Raw genomic sequence first — 15,290 nt, forward strand, 5'->3', positions numbered from 1 at the left:
TTTCTGCTAGGATGCGCCCATGCCCCAGACTACAAACGCAACAACCTCAGAACGATCCGTGCAGGGGCATCCGCGCCACACCCTGCAGACCGTCTTCGGCTACCACGACTTCCGTCCTTTTCAGGAGGAGATCGTTACCCGGGTCATAAACGGCGGCGACTCCTTTGTCCTCATGCCCACCGGAGGCGGCAAATCGCTCTGCTTTCAGATTCCGGCCCTGCACCGGCCCGGAGTCGCTATTGTTGTCTCGCCACTCATCTCGCTGATGAAGGATCAGGTGGACTCGCTCAAGGAGAACGGCGTTGCCGCAGCCGCCTACAACTCCTCTATGGGTGAAGCGGAGGCGCGGCAGGTCCTGGCCCGTCTCCACGCCGGAGAGCTGGACCTTCTGTATGTGGCTCCGGAACGGCTCATGTCAGAAAGCTTCCTGGAGCGGCTGCGGGAGATACCTATTGCCCTCTTTGCCATCGACGAGGCCCACTGCGTCTCGCAGTGGGGCCATGACTTCCGCCCCGAGTACGTGGCACTGGGTCGTCTGCGGGGCTTATTCCCTGGAATACCTCTGATAGCCCTTACCGCCACTGCCGACCTGCAGACCCGCAACGATATCATGGAGCGGTTGGGACTTCGTGATGCCCAGCTGTACATCACCGGCTTCGACCGTCCCAACATCCGATACACCGTGGTTGAAAAGCGCAAACCGTTTCAGCAGCTGCAGGAGTTCCTGGGTACGAGGCCCAAAGAGGCAGGGATCGTCTACGCCCTTTCCCGCAAGCGGGTGGAAGAGGTGGCAGCCAAACTCAGGGAGATTGGGGTGGAGGCGGCAGCCTATCACGCCGGGCTGGCGGATCGGGAGCGGAGCCGGGTGCAGGAGGCGTTCCTGCGCGACGACATCCGCGTGGTGGTTGCCACTGTCGCCTTCGGCATGGGGATCGATAAGCCCAACGTCCGCTTCGTCGTCCATTACGACCTGCCCAAAAACATCGAAAGTTACTACCAGGAAACGGGACGGGCCGGTCGCGACGGCCTGGCAGCCGAGGCGCTGCTCCTCTTCGGATATGGAGACATCGCGATCAGCCGCTCCCTGATCGAATCCGGGACCAACCCGGAACAGGTACGGATCGAGCTGCACAAACTGAGCGCCATGATCGGCTTTGCCGAGGCCGGGAGCTGCCGCCGGGAGGCATTGCTCGGCTATTTCGGCCAGCGTCTGGAAGAACCATGCGCCAACTGCGATCTCTGCCTGGACCCGCCCGACAGCTTCGACGCTACCGAAGAGGCCCGCAAGGCCTTGTCCTGCGTCTACCGCGTCGGCCAGCGTTTCGGCACAGGCCACGTCATCGAGGTATTGCGGGGGGCGAAAACCGAGAGGATCCGGCAGCTGGGACACGACCGGCTCTCCACCTACGGCATCGGCAGCCACCTGGCCACCGAGACCTGGGGAAGCATCATCCGCCAGTTGATCCACCGGGGGTATCTGGAGCAGGATCTGGCCAACTTTTCGGTGCTGAAGCTGACCCAGGCGGCCCTGCCGTTGCTGCGGGGCGAGGAACAGCTCATTCTCGCAAAACCGAGGGTGAAGATTGCTCCGGTCAAGAAGGAGCCACGCCGCAAAGCAGGGTCCCCGGCAGTCGGCGAATACGATGAGGATCTTTTTCAGGCCCTGCGGGCGCTGCGCAAGCGGTTGGCCGACAGTCAGGGGGTGCCGCCGTATGTCATCTTCAGCGACGCCACCCTGGCGGCAATGGCAGCAGAACGCCCAGCTGACAGCGATGCCATGCTGCGGGTAAGCGGCGTAGGCATCCAGAAGCTCGGACGCTACGGCGCCGCCTTCCTTGAGGTTATCCGGCAGAATTCCGCGGACGCTTGACAGAACTGACAAACCGGATGGCAGCATCGGGGACGGAACAGGAAAGGCCCGCCGGAGTATTCCGGCGGGCCTTTCCTGTCAACATATACCAGCAGTGGACGTCCTTTTACCTTGTCCCCCCGCCGAGCACCCTGTAGAGGGTCACCAGATTGGCCAGCCGGGTCAGCCGGACCCCGATCAGGTTCTGCTGGGCAGCGTAGAGGGTGCGCTGGGCATCCAGAACCTGCAGGTAGCTATCCACCCCTTTTTCGTAGCGGGCCAGGGAGAGTTTGTGGCTTTCGGCCGTGGCATCGGTGAGCGACTGTTGGGCGGCCAGCTGTTCGTCAATGGTCCCCCGTTGGGCCAGGGCATCGGCCACCTCGCTGAAGGCGGTCTGGATCGCTTTTTCGTACCGGGCCACGGCAATATCGCGGTCCACCTCCGCCACTGTTAGGTTAGCCTTGTTGGCGCCGGCGTCGAAGATCGGTACCGAAAGCCGCGGGGCAAAACTCCAGGTAAAGGAATCGCCCTTGAACAGGCCGGCCAGCTCGTCGCTGCCGAAACCGATACTCGAAACCAGGGTAATGCGGGGAAAGAAGGCGGCCCTGGCTGCGCCGATGTTGGCGTTGGCCCCTTTCAGCTCCCCTTCTGCCTGCAGGATGTCGGGGCGCTTGAGGAGCACATCCGACGCTAGGCCGGGTGCAACGTCCCTGAGTGATGTCAATGATTCGGAAAGGGCCTGGGGAAGCAGGTCAGCCGGCACCCTGGAACCTACCACAAGATTCAGGGCGTTCTCGTCCTGGGCCACCAGGGCCGTGAAGCGGAAGATGTCGACCCGCGCAGTATCGACGCTGGTCTGGGCCTGATTGAGATCAAGAGCAGAGGCGACGCCGACGTCGAAGCGGTTTTTGGTCAGCTTGAACGATTCCTGCTGGTTCGTCAGGGTCTCTTTGGCCAGTTGCAGCCGCTCCCGGTCCGCTGCCAGGGCGAGCCAGCCGGTCGCCACCTGCGAGACCAGACTGATCTGGACGCTCCGCTGGGCCTGCTCGGTGGCGAGGAACTGCTCCAATGCCTGGTCCTTGAGGCTCCGCACCCGGCCGAACAGATCGAGTTCGTACGAGGCAACGCCGAGGCCGACACTATATTGCTCTGAGGTCTTGGCGTTGCCGTTGGAGGAAAGGTCGGCGGGCACACGCTGGACACTGACACCGGCATTGGCGTCAACCTGCGGCAAAAGGTCGGCGCGCCGGATCTGGTACAGGGCGCGGAACCGTTCGATGTTCAGGGTGGCGACCTTGAGATCCCGGTTGTTATCCAGGGCCAGGGCAATCACCTTGTTCAGCTTGGCGTCACTGTAAAACTCTTTCCAGGGGATCTCGGCCAGCGGTTTCTGAGCCGGTGCGGCGGTCACTGCTTTATACGCCGCCCCCTCGGGCCAGGCGCCGGGCACCGGTGGAGCCGGCTGCTCGTATTTCGGGGCCATGGATGCGCAGCCGCCAAGAGCGATCGCCAGGGCAAAGAGAGGTAAAATTGCTCGGTTCATATCATTGCCCCTCCGTGGCGTTTACAACAGCGTGTTCTTCAGCATGTTGTTTATATTTTTTCCGGCCGAACATTCGCGACACCAACACAAAGAAGAACGGTATGAAGATCAGGTCGATGAAGGTGGCCGAAAGCAGCCCGCCGGTAACGGCGGTGCCGATGGCGTTCTGTGCCGAGGCGCCGGCCCCCTTGGTCAACGCCAGCGGCAGGGTGCCGAAGAAGAAGGCAAGAGATGTCATAATGACCGGCCGCAGCCTGATCCTCACCGCAGCCAGGGTGGCATCAACCAGCTCATGCCCCTGATGCAGCTGATCCTTGATGAACTGGATGATCAGAATGGCGTTCTTGGTGGAAAGCCCCACAGTGGTCAAGAGGCCGATCTGTAAATAAATGTCATTGGGAAATACCCGCAGCTTTACCGCCGTCACCGCCCCCACCAACCCCAGCGGCAGCATCAGCAGGTTAACAAACGGGATGGTCCAGCTCTCGTAGAGCGCTGCCACGGAGAGGAACACCACCAGGAGCGAAATGGCGTAGAGTGCCGGTGCCTGGGCGCCGGCGTTCTTTTCCTCGTAGGAAAGACCGGTCCACTCAAAGCCGATCCCCGGCGGCAACTGAGCCACCATCTTTTCCATCTCGGCCATCGCTTCGCCGGTACTTATCCCGGGTGCAGCCTGTCCCAGCACCTCTACGGCCGGAATGCCGTTGTAACGCTCCAGCCGGGGGGAACCGTACTGCCAGCGGGCGGTGGCAAAGGCGGAAAACGGCACCATCTCACCCTGTTTATTGCTGACATACCAGTGGTTGATGTCCTCCGGCAGCATCCGGTATTTGGCGTCGGACTGGAGATAGACCTTCTTGACCCGGCCGTTCTGGATGAAGTCGTTGACGTAGGTACTCCCCCAGGCCGTGGACAGGACATTGTTTATGTCAGCCTGGGATACCCCCAGGCTACCGGCCCGCACATCATCGATGTCGAGCTTGAACTGGGGCGAATCATCCTGGCCGTTGGGGCGTACCGCGATCAGCTTGGGGTTTTTCATGGCCATGCCCAGAAGTTGGTTACGCGCCTCCATCAGTTTATCATGCCCCAGCCCGCCACGATCCTGAAGCTGGAGGTCAAAGCCGTTCGCCACACCAAGTTCGAGTACCGCCGGCGGTGAAAAGGCGAAGGCAAGGCCGTCCCTGAACTTGGAAAATGCACCCATGGCCCGGCCGGCAATGGCCGGAGCCTTCATATCCTTACTTTTACGAAGGTCCCAGTGTTTGAGCCTTACAAAGGCCAGCCCCATGTTCTGACCACGACCGGCAAAGCTGAACCCGGCCACGGTAATGACCCCTTCCACCGCTTTTTTCTCGTTCTCGAGGAAGTGCTGTTCCAGTTGCCGTATGACCTTGATGGTACGTTCCTGGGTGGCGCCGGCCGGCAACTGGACCTGGCAGATGATGAAGCCCTGATCCTCGTCCGGCAGGAACGAGGTGGGAAGATGCAGGAAGAAAAAGGCCATAACACCAACAATGCCGCCGTACACAACCAGATAGCGCACCGGCTTGCCAAAGGAGCGGCCGACGATCCCTTCGTAATTTCTCCGGCAGAAGTCAAACACCTTATTGAACCAGCGGAAGAACGGGCAGAACCAGCCGCTTTCACACGCCTCATGCCCCTTGGGCACCGGCTTGAGGATGGTGGCGCAAAGTGCCGGGGTCAGGATCATGGCCACCATTACCGAGAGGATCATGGCGGAGATGATGGTGATGGAAAACTGGCGGTAGATGACGCCGGTGGAACCGGGAAAGAAGGCCATGGGGAGAAAGACCGCCGTCAGGACGGTGGCAATGCCCCACAGGGCGCTGGTGATCTGCCCCATGGACTTGATGGTGGCTTCCTTGGGCGGCAGCCCTTCCTCGGACATGATACGTTCGACGTTCTCCACAACAACGATGGCATCGTCCACCAGCAAGCCGATAACAATGACCAGGGCAAACATGGTCAGGGTATTGATTGAGAAGCCGCTGGCTGCCAGTACCCCCATAGTGCCGAGGAGAACCACCGGCACCGCGATGGTGGGGATCAGGGTGGCGCGGATGTTCTGCAGGAAGAGGAACATGATGATAAAGACGAGGAAGACCGCTTCGATCAGGGTCTGGACCACCTCTTCGATGGAGATCTTGACGAACGGCGTGGTGTCATAGGGATAGACCACCTTCATGCCCGGAGGAAAATATTTCGACAACTCCTCCATCTTGGCCTTGACCCGATTGCCGGTCTCCAGGGCATTGGCCCCTGCTGCCAGGCGAATCGCCATCCCCCCCAACGGTTTGCCGTTGTAATACGACTGGATCTCGTAATTCTCGGTGCCGATCTTGCTTTCGGCCACATCCCTGAGTTTCACCGTTGAGCCGTCGATATTGGTGCGCAGGACAATGGCATCGAACTGTTCCGGCGTCTGGAGCAAAGCCCGGGCATTGATGGTTGCATTGAGCTGCTGTCCCTGGGGGGCAGGGGAGCCTCCGAACTGACCGGCCGACACCTGGACGTTCTGGGCCTGCAGCGCCGAGATCACATCGTTGGTGGTCATGCGGTAGTTGTTAAGCTTAGCGGGGTTCAGCCAGATCCGCATGGCGTTCTGGGTGCCGAAAATCATCAGTTCGCCGACCCCTTCCAGGCGGCTGACGATGTCCTGGAGGTTGGAAACCATGTAATCGGTCAATGCGTTGCGGTCCAGGGAACCGTCTTCCGATACCAGGCCGACGATCAGCAGGAAGTTCCTGGTAGACTTGACCACCTGAATTCCCGAGCGCTGGACAATCTGGGGGAGAAGCGGCACGGCCAGTTGCAGCTTGTTCTGCACCTGCACCTGGGCAATATTGGGATCGGTGCCGGCTTTGAAGGTCAGGGTAATGGATACCGCCCCGGCCGAGTCACTGGTAGAGGCCATATAGATCAGGTTGTCGATGCCGTTCAGCTTCTGCTCGATAACCTGGGTAACCGTATCCTGTACGGTCTGGGCCGAAGCTCCCGGATACATGGCATTGATGGCAATCTGCGGCGGCGCGATCGGCGGATACTGTGATACCGGCAGTTTCTTGATCGCCAGCAGACCGGCCAGCATGACCATGATGGCGATGACCCAGGCGAAGATAGGACGATTTATGAAAAAACGGGGCATGGAAAAGCTCCTTGATCGTAGTCCGACCTGTCGGACAAGTCAGACAAGTCGGACTATTTTTTTGCTGCCGGTGCAGCGGCAGGCTGTCCTGCCGCAGCGGGAACGCCTTCGGCCGGCTTGCTGCCGAACGGCACTGCCTTGACCTGCGTTCCGGGGCGTGCCTTCTGGATACCTTCGAGAATGACCCGGTCTCCAGGCTTCAAGCCATCACTTACCAGCCAGCTGTCGCCGACGGTACGCTCAACCTTTATTACCCTCGGCTCCACCTTCTCTTCAGCGCCGACAACCATCACCATTGCGTTGCCTGCCGGGTTGCGGGTCACGCCACGCTGCGGCACCAGGATTGCCTGTTCGTTGATCCCCTCCTGGACTACGGCCCGGACGAACAGCCCCGGCAGCAATATCTGTTTGGGGTTGGGGAAGATCGATCGTAGCGTCACCGAGCCGGTACTCTGGTCAACGGTAACGTCGGAAAACTTCATGGTTCCCTCCAGCGGATACGGCGTGCCGTTTTCCAGCAGCAGCTTCACCCGTGTCTGGGCAGCGCCCCCCTTCTTCAACAGCCCGCTGGACAGGGTCTGCTGCAGACGAAGCAGGTCGGAGCTGGATTGGGTGATGTCCACATACATCGAGCCGAGTTGCTGGATGGTGGCAAGAGCCGCTGCCTGGTTGGCAGTCACCAGTGCCCCGTCGGTCACGGTAGAGCGGCCGATCCGGCCCGAGATGGGGGCTGTCACCTTGGTATACGCCAGATTGATCCGCGCAGTATCCACCGCCGCTTTGGCTGCCGCGACCTCGGCCTCGGCCTGCTTGAAGGCGGCATAGGCATTTTCATAGTCCTGCTGGCTCACCGCCTTGATCTTGACCAGATCCCGGTACCGCTCTTCCTTGAGCCGGGACGGAATCAGATTCGCCTCGGCCCTCGCCTCGGCCGCCCTGGCGCTGGCAAAAGCAGCCTGATAGGTAGCAGGGTCGATCTGGTAGAGTAGTTGGCCAGCCTTGACATCGCTTCCTTCGGTGAAAACCCGCTTCTGAATGATCCCGCTCACCTGGGGCCTGACTTCGGCAACCAGAGATGCAGAGGTGCGGCCAGGGAGTTCCGTGGTAATAGCCGCCTTCTGGGTCTGGACAGTTATCACGCCAACCTCCGGCGGTCCTGCCGGCGGTTTGTTCGCAGCAGTTTTCTTGCCGCACCCGGACACGGTAAGACCACAGACAAGAAATCCTGCGATGACCAACATTGATGACCTGGATTTGGTTTGCATATACACCTCTACTCGTTATTAGAATGAATGTTCATTCACTATACCGGCTTTGCCACCGGAGTACACATCTATCGCTTGACCGCATCCCAGCACGCTTCCGTGATTCGGCCGATCATCTCTTCATCCAGCTGGACAAAACCGAGAATATGGTCCCGCGCCAGGGCCACCAAAGGCCCGAAGGACAAGCCGAAGAGGATGACCAGTGGAAAATCCTTGAGTACCTGCTGCTTGGTCCCCTGCTCGAACATCTCCCGGAAAACGTCGCACCCGCCCGCCTTCCCCATGAGTTTATCCCGGCGAAAGGCCACACCATAGGGCGAATTGTGGTACTGCTCCAGATAGCGGAAATGCAGGGGGAACCCGATAAAATAACGGAGCAGCGCCGAGGCGAGGTGGATGAAACGAGCCCGGAACGGTGCCTCGCTCGAATACCCGTCAAGAATGAATGGATACATTTTCTTTTCCAGCTCGCCATAAAGTTCGCTGATCAGGACATCCTTGTTTTCGAAATAGCGGTAGATGGTTCCGGCTGCCACTCCGGCGCGCTCGGCGATCATGGCCATAGGAGCGCCATGAAAACCGTGCTCGGCGATAATTTCAAGGGCGGCACGGACGATATCGTCCCGCTTTTCTGATCCGGACATCAAAGTATTCCTCTCCTGAATGAATGTTCATTCAACAATTAGCGCGGACACTTCTGGTTGTCAAGAGATTTCATGAAAGGTGTAAGAACTTGTGTGTGGATAAATGGAGAACAAGGCCCGCCCGTACAGACGGGCCTTGGGGGAATAAACTATCGAAATCTATTTCAGCAGCGTTACCGTGCCGTCATCAAGGTCGTATTTGGCACTGACGATCTTGACCTTCCCTTCGGCAACGAGATGCTTGATTACCTTGGACTGCCTGGTCAATGCCGCGGCAACTAGCTTGACGTTGTCGTCGATGGCGACCTCCACCAGCTCGGGCTTGGATTTGCCGGCGGCTTCCTTCCTGGCCTGCTTGACCGCCGGAGTGATCGTGCGGATGATGGCACCGATGTTACCTTCCGGTTTTCCCTTGGCGTCAACTGCGGCGGTTACTGCTCCGCAGCGCTCGTGCCCGAGTACCATGATCAGCGGCGAACCGAGGTGCTCGGCGGCATATTCGATACTGCCGAGTATGACCGGATCGGGGATATTCCCGGCCACACGCACTACAAAAATCTCGCCGAGTCCCTTGTCGAAAATGATTTCGGGCGGAACCCGCGAATCTGAGCAGGAAAGAATAATCGCATACGGTTTTTGACCTTTCGCCAGCGCTTCTCGGGTAGGAAGATCGCACAGCTTCTGACCGGACATCTGATTCGCCACATACCGTTTATTCCCATCCATCAACCCGGTCAGTGCCTCATCGGCAGACATCACCAGCGCCCCCGAAGCGAATGCAACTGCTGCGGTAAGTGCAACCACAGCTCCTGACACTACGACCATACTCCTGAACTTTTTCAATAACACTCTCAGTCCCTCCCAATAGATTTGATGCATGTAATTAGCATTTTCACTTCTTGCCGGTCAATACGCATACTGCGTTCAGCATGCGCAGATTTGATTTTTTCGGCTTTGATGGTATTTTTCTCAGGAAAGGAGCTCTACATGGACCTGCATAAATGCCTTATCGTGGATGACGAAGAATTGGCACGCGAGACGTTATCACTCCTGCTCACCGGCGTCGAATGCGAGATGGCAAAAGACGGGAATGAAGCCGTTGCCAAATTTGAAAAGTCGCTCGATGACGGAAACCGGTTTGATCTGGTGTTCCTGGACATAGTGATGCCTGAGCTGAACGGTCACGAAACCGGCAAGGCCTTGCGGAAGAGGGAAAAGGACCGAAACATCCCGGTCGGCGAGAGGACTAAAATCGTCATGCTGACGGCCCTGAACTCACCGAACGACGTGATGGAATCCATGATGTCCTCGCAATCGTCGGCATATCTGGTCAAACCGGTCGAGCCGCAAAAACTGCGGGAAACTCTCAGCAAGATCGGCTTGAAAATCCCGAAATAACGTTGGCCGGAGAAAGCGCCGGGCCATAGGGCGAGCGCCTAGTCGTCGGTTTTCCCCTTTACCTTCTTCGCCCCTTTCTGACCTTCTGTGGGAGCGGTGAACTTTTTCATCTGTTCCAGCATCTCTTGCAACCGTTTGTTGGCGAGGAAATTGATGCTCCCTTCAGGGAAGCTCAGGTCCGGCTGTTGCACACCGCCCGGGACACCGGTCAGGATCTCGATCCCCTGATCGATGGTCTCAACGCTCCAGATGTGGAACCTGCCCTCGCGCACCGCTGCAGTTACTTCGTCGTTCAGCATCAAGTGCTTTTCATTGCTCTTCGGAATTATCACCCCCTGCTCGCCGGTCAACCCCTTGGCCTTGCAAACGGCATAGAATCCCTCGATCTTGTAATTCACCCCGCCGATCGGCTGGATCTTGCCGAGCTGGTTCACGCTGCCGGTCACGGCGATCCCCTGCTTGATCGGCACCCCGGATAGCGATGACAGCAAGGCGTAAAGCTCGGTGGAGGAGGCGCTGTCCCCTTCAACACCCTCGTAATTCTGCTCGAAGCAGATCGATGCCGAGAACGAGAGCGGCTTGTCGAAGGCGAATTTCCCGCCGAGATAGCCGGTGAGTATCAGCACCCCCTTGTCGTGAATCGGCCCGGAGAGTTTGACCTCGCGCTCGATGTTGACCATACCGCCGCGCCCCAGGTAAACCCTGGCCGTGACGCGGGAAGGCCTGCCGAACATGTAGTCGGCAATGGTCATCACCGAGAGGCCGTTTATCTGCCCGACCTCGCTCCCCTCGGTGTCGCAGAGGATGGTTCCATCCTCGAACAGCTCCTGGAGCCGCTCTTCAACCCTGTTGCTGCGGTAGATCTTCTCGAAGATCGTCTTCTTGACGATCTCCCGGGTTACGGTCCCCCGCCCTTCCTTGTTGGCCCAATAGCTGGCTTCGCGGATCAGGTCCGCAATCTCCATGAACTGGGACGAGAGCTTCCCCTGATCTTCGACGATGCGCGCTGAATGCTCCAGCAGCCCGGCCACGCCGCTCCGGTCAAAAGGTACAAGCTTTTCGTTCTTGCAGTGCGTGGCGACGAACAGGGCGTAATCCCGCATGATTTCAGGGGTCCGGCCCACACGGCTGTCAAAGTCGGCCTTGACCTTGAAAAACTTACGGTAATCGGGCTCAAGATGAAACAGCAGGTAGTAGATCCAGGGTGATCCGATCATGACGATCTTGGCCCGGAGCGGGATCGGCTCGGGCTTCAGCGAGACAAAGGTCATGAAGCGGTACTGCTCGAGCGCATCCTCGATCTTGATCTCGCCGCTTCTCACGCACCTTTTGAGGGCATCCCAGGCAAAGGGATTGATCAGCACCTCACGGGCATCGATGATCAGATACCCGCCGTTGGCCTTGTGCAAAGCCCCCGGCTTGATCAGGGTGAAATTGGTGGTAGCAACCCCGCCCATCTGAATGACGTTTTCAATCCGGCCGAACAGGTTGTTGTAGGTGGGGTTTTGCTCGAACACCACCGGCGCCCCGGTGGTTTCCCGGTTGTCCACAAACACGTTCACCCCGTAACGCTCGAACGACGGCTCCTGCCGCGGCATCCTGATGCCCGGGATCTGCGGCGGCTGCTGCTGGGGCTTGAAATCTTCCAGGTTGTTCAGGATATCCTCCTGGACCGAGTCCAGGTATTTCACGACCTTTTCCAGGTCGCCATATTTCTCCTTCAGCGGTTCGATATGGCGCCCCACGGCAGAAAGCCCCAGCTCGCGGTCAAGCTTCCCCAGAGTCTCCTTGGTCTCCTTTTCGTTTTCGCGGATCATCCGGAGCAGGTCGTTCAGTTTCTCGGTCAGCTCTTTGCCGGTATCCTCAAGCTTCTGCCGCTCTTCATCCCCCAGCGCCTCGTATTCCTCCTGGGTGTAATTCCGATCGTCCTTCTGCGGCACCATCACCAGGCCGGAAACCGTTCGCTGCAGCGAAAATCCCCTTTCCTCCGCCTCCTTTTCCAGAGCAGCGAACAGCTCGCCGTTCTTCCCCTGGTACTCATCAATAACTGCTGCCTTGTGGTTCTCATAGTCCTTGCTGTCAAGCGCCTTCGGGATATCCGACTTGACCCCCTCCAGCAGCTCTTTCATGTCCTTTTCGAGTTCCACCCCTTTACCCGCGGGCAGGGCAAGGGAGAGCGGCAGATCGGCATCCTTGAAGTTGTAGACATAGCACCAGTCGGTCGGGGTCGGCTGCTCCTTGGCCAGCTTCTTGAGCATGTTGCGGATCGTGGACGACCGGCCGGTGCCGGCCTCACCAGCCAGGAACAGGTTGTAGCCGCATTCCGTGATCCCGAACCCGAACTCCAGGCTCTTCAAGGCCCGCTCCTGGCCGATCGTACCTTCCAGCTCCGGCAGTTCTTCTGTGGTCTCGAAATCGAACCCACTCTCGTCACATTCCCAGCGGAGCTTGTCCGGGGCAATCTTGAATTTGTCTGCGGTCATTTCATCTTCCTTTCCCGTCTGTATTCAAAAGTTAGAGCCATCAAAATGAACAAACATTCACCTTACAAATCAGGAATGGATCGCCCGTTTGCAGGCATCAAGGGCAGCCTCTTTCAACGCCTCGGAGAGGGTCGGATGGGCATGGAACGTCATGGCGATATCCTCGGCCGTGGCGCCGTAAGTCATGGCGGTTACCGCTTCTGCAATCATGTCCGATGCCCGGGGGCCGATGATATGAACCCCGAGCACCCGTCCGGTCTGCTGATGGGCCAGCACCTTAACGAAACCGTCGGTCTCGTCCATGCACTTCGCCCGGCCGTTGGCCATGAAACTGAACCTGCCGGCCGTGTACGGGCTCCCTTCACCCTTCAGCTGTTCTTCGGTCTTTCCCACCCCTGCAGCCTCGGGCCAGGTATAGACAATCCCCGGCAGATAGTCGTAATCGACCACCGATTTTTCGCCGTGCATCCGCTCGACGCAGACCACACCCTCTTCCGAAGCCTTGTGCGCCAGCATCGGCCCGCTAATCAGGTCGCCGATGGCGTAGATGCCGGGCACAGAGGTCTGGTACTCCTCATCCACCACGATCCGGCCATGGGTATCGACCTTGACACCGGCCTCGCCGGCACCAGGAATGTCGCTGTTCGGGACACGTCCGGCAGCCACCAGAACCCGGTCGCACTCGACGGCCATCGATCCGGCCGGACCTTCCAGGGTTAGGAACAGCTTTCCGTCCCGCTTTTCGACCACAGTCACCCTTGTTTCCAGATGAAACTTCATTCCCTGCTTTTTCAGGGAGCGCACCAGGGTATCGGCCACCTGGCCGTCGGTTGCCGGGAGCGGTTTGGCAAGGGTCTCCACCACTGTAACCTGGCTGCCGAGCCGGCGCCAGACCGATCCCAGCTCAAGCCCGATGTAACCGGCTCCGATCACGACCAGATGCTCGGGCACCTTGTCAAAAATGAGCGCCCCGCGGGCATCCACTACAAATTCATTGTCAAAGGGGATTCCCGGAATCTCGGCCGCACGGCTACCGGTCGCCAGCAGCAGCCTGCGTCCCTTGACCGTTGCCGCGCCTGCCGGTCCGGACAGATGGACCGTGCGCAGCTCACCGTCAACATCGCCGATACTGGCAGTCCCCTGCAGCCGCTCGACATTGTTCTTCTTGAACAGGAAGGCAACGCCGTCGGTGAGCTTCCTGACGACATCGTCCTTGCGAGCCTGCATCCGTGCCAGATCGAGCCGGGGCGGGTCGATGACGATCCCGTGCGCCGCAAACCGGTCGCGGGCAAAGGCGAAATGCTCCGAAGAATCAAGCAGCGCCTTGCTCGGGATGCACCCCTCGTTAAGGCAGACGCCGCCCAAGGTTTCGCTCTTTTCCACCACGCAGACCGTCATCCCCAACTGGCTGGCGCGAATCGCCGCCACATACCCGCCAGGCCCGGCTCCGATGACAATGAGATCGTATGTTATGTCTGAGTTCATGCCGTTTTATCTCCTCAGATATGCGTTTAGATTGTAACGGGGTGGGAGATCACCTGACGGCTTTTTGGTCAAGTGTATCTTCCTTGTTAGACCTTTATTTTCGGCCAATCTCAATTGCTTGTTTCATCAATTTCGGATCATCGGTAACATTAAATGTCGGTCCGCCTTTATGTTCGATGACCTCAGTAATCCCTTTGGCGCGGATAATGACAAAATGCGGTTCACTCCCAGGATCAAAACCGCCGTATTTGTTTCGTTTCTTATCAGTTTCTGGATGCCAAAAATGCTGTCCAGTTATTGTGAACAATTGTTTGCCATCTTTGCTCAGCAACTCAATAACTGTGTTATCGACCGGGAGCGGAGATGAATAGTATGACAAATTAACCTTCACATCATTTCTCGTGTAACCTGTTGGCAGGGTAAACCACCTCGGCAATCTGGAGTCTGATGTAAGTACAAAAGATGATTCAACGCAACCTCTGATTGGGCTGCATGAAACAAGCAAGAACAATCCTATGAATAGCACTCTTGGGTTCACGGCATTTATTTTTCTGACGGTCTAACTAGTTATTGACCGGTTCAGGCGCGCGCGTGAACCGGAGATCTACCCATGAAAAACTAGGGACACTCCTCGATTTTTCGCTAGGCCGCCGCGGATTCACTGGGGTAATACAGGGAGTGTCCCCAATTAACCGTGTGGTTCTGAGCGTTGGTGGATAAATTATCCCTCTCGCACTTCCAGTCGTAATCCCTCAATCTTCTCAAAATCACGCCGGTTAGCGGTAATCACCGTGTAATCCAGGGAAATAGCCGTCGATGCAATGATGAGATCATGAGCTCCTACCGTAAAACCTCGCTGCATCAGAGACGCCCATATTCTGGCGTAGATGCGGGCAACGCCGATATCAAAAGGGATCACGGGAATCATCTCTATTATCTTTTCCACAAAGGCCTGACGCCTGATCCTCCGGGTTTCCGTATCGGCCCGCTCGACGCCATGGAGAAGTTCGGCCACGGTTACCACGCTGATACCGAACGGTTCATCTTCGCGGCCAGCCACCAGACTCTCGACTAACCCTCGGCTTCTCTCAAGCGCGATGATCTCGCTGGAGTCAAGGATCACTCCCATGACAGAGCCGTGGGCATTGAAGGCTGCGAACTTGCCGCTGCCAGGACATCGGCCTCAAAAGCTGTATCACTGCTGTCAAGACGGGGCAGGTTTTGCACAATCTTACGCAGGTCGGCCAGGGTCGCGCAAATGCCGGCCGGTTCTACAGGAACCAGGGATGCGGCCGGTTTTCCGCCACGAATCACGGTATACCGATCTCCACGGTATTTAATGTTGTTCAGCAGCTCCGAAAAATTTCTGACTGCCTCGGTTGAACTGATTGATGCTCGCATGGCAATCTCCATAAAATATGATAATCATATTTTACATAGCATATCCCTTTATT

At 58.0% G+C, this 15,290-nt stretch carries 12 protein-coding genes; 2 read left to right on the plus strand and 10 right to left on the minus strand.

Annotated features, from left to right (window positions below):
• Positions 1–19: 19 nt before the first annotated feature.
• On the plus strand, positions 20–1,870 hold the full coding sequence (gene recQ / locus OR1_RS06250; protein WP_082002830.1) for a DNA helicase RecQ: 1,851 nt from the start codon (positions 20–22) through the stop codon (positions 1,868–1,870).
• Positions 1,871–1,976: 106 nt separating this feature from the next.
• Here recQ and adeC read toward each other — a convergent pair whose 3' ends face one another.
• The 5 genes from adeC to OR1_RS06275 form a co-directional block, all read right to left on the minus strand.
• Positions 1,977–3,392, minus strand: a complete 1,416-nt coding sequence (adeC, locus tag OR1_RS06255; protein ID WP_041970711.1) for an AdeC/AdeK/OprM family multidrug efflux complex outer membrane factor — start codon at positions 3,390–3,392, stop codon at positions 1,977–1,979.
• Position 3,393: 1 nt separating this feature from the next.
• Positions 3,394–6,561 (minus strand): efflux RND transporter permease subunit, encoded by a 3,168-nt coding sequence (locus OR1_RS06260; protein ID WP_041970713.1) that lies wholly within the window; start codon positions 6,559–6,561, stop codon positions 3,394–3,396.
• 53 nt (positions 6,562–6,614) lie between these two features.
• Entirely contained in the window at positions 6,615–7,826 is a 1,212-nt protein-coding gene (locus OR1_RS06265) for an efflux RND transporter periplasmic adaptor subunit (RefSeq protein ID WP_041970715.1), read from the minus strand.
• 68 nt (positions 7,827–7,894) lie between these two features.
• Positions 7,895–8,470, minus strand: a complete 576-nt coding sequence (locus tag OR1_RS06270; protein WP_041970716.1) for a TetR/AcrR family transcriptional regulator — start codon at positions 8,468–8,470, stop codon at positions 7,895–7,897.
• Positions 8,471–8,629: 159 nt separating this feature from the next.
• The gene (locus tag OR1_RS06275) at positions 8,630–9,319 is read right to left on the minus strand and encodes a carbonic anhydrase (RefSeq protein WP_370543333.1); all 690 of its coding nucleotides are present in this window, start codon (positions 9,317–9,319) and stop codon (positions 8,630–8,632) included.
• Between the two features lie 138 nt (positions 9,320–9,457).
• Between OR1_RS06275 and OR1_RS06280 the strand changes: the two genes are divergently transcribed.
• Positions 9,458–9,868, plus strand: a complete 411-nt coding sequence (locus OR1_RS06280) for a response regulator (RefSeq protein WP_041970720.1) — start codon at positions 9,458–9,460, stop codon at positions 9,866–9,868.
• Between the two features lie 38 nt (positions 9,869–9,906).
• On the opposite strand, the gene OR1_RS06285 is transcribed toward OR1_RS06280, so the two are convergent.
• The 5 genes from OR1_RS06285 to OR1_RS06305 form a co-directional block, all read right to left on the minus strand.
• Positions 9,907–12,351 (minus strand): Lon protease family protein, encoded by a 2,445-nt coding sequence (locus OR1_RS06285; RefSeq protein ID WP_041970721.1) that lies wholly within the window; start codon positions 12,349–12,351, stop codon positions 9,907–9,909.
• 69 nt (positions 12,352–12,420) lie between these two features.
• Complete coding sequence (gene lpdA, locus OR1_RS06290) at positions 12,421–13,836, minus strand: dihydrolipoyl dehydrogenase (RefSeq protein ID WP_041970722.1); 1,416 nt, start codon at positions 13,834–13,836, stop codon at positions 12,421–12,423.
• Between the two features lie 94 nt (positions 13,837–13,930).
• The gene (locus tag OR1_RS06295; RefSeq protein ID WP_041970723.1) at positions 13,931–14,227 is read right to left on the minus strand and encodes a hypothetical protein; all 297 of its coding nucleotides are present in this window, start codon (positions 14,225–14,227) and stop codon (positions 13,931–13,933) included.
• A 330-nt stretch (positions 14,228–14,557) separates the two neighbouring features.
• A complete protein-coding gene (locus OR1_RS06300; protein WP_041970724.1) occupies positions 14,558–14,965 on the minus strand; it encodes a type II toxin-antitoxin system VapC family toxin in 408 nt (135 codons plus the stop codon).
• Positions 14,956–15,237 carry a type II toxin-antitoxin system Phd/YefM family antitoxin gene (locus OR1_RS06305; protein ID WP_041970725.1) on the minus strand — a complete coding sequence of 94 codons (282 nt, stop codon included), beginning with the start codon at positions 15,235–15,237 and terminating at the stop codon, positions 14,956–14,958. Before OR1_RS06305 ends, OR1_RS06300 begins: the two co-directional genes overlap by 10 nt.
• Between the last annotated feature and the right edge of the window lie 53 nt (positions 15,238–15,290).

The organism is Geobacter sp. OR-1, from assembly GCF_000813145.1.
Classification (GTDB): Bacteria; Desulfobacterota; Desulfuromonadia; order Geobacterales; family DSM-12255; genus Geoanaerobacter.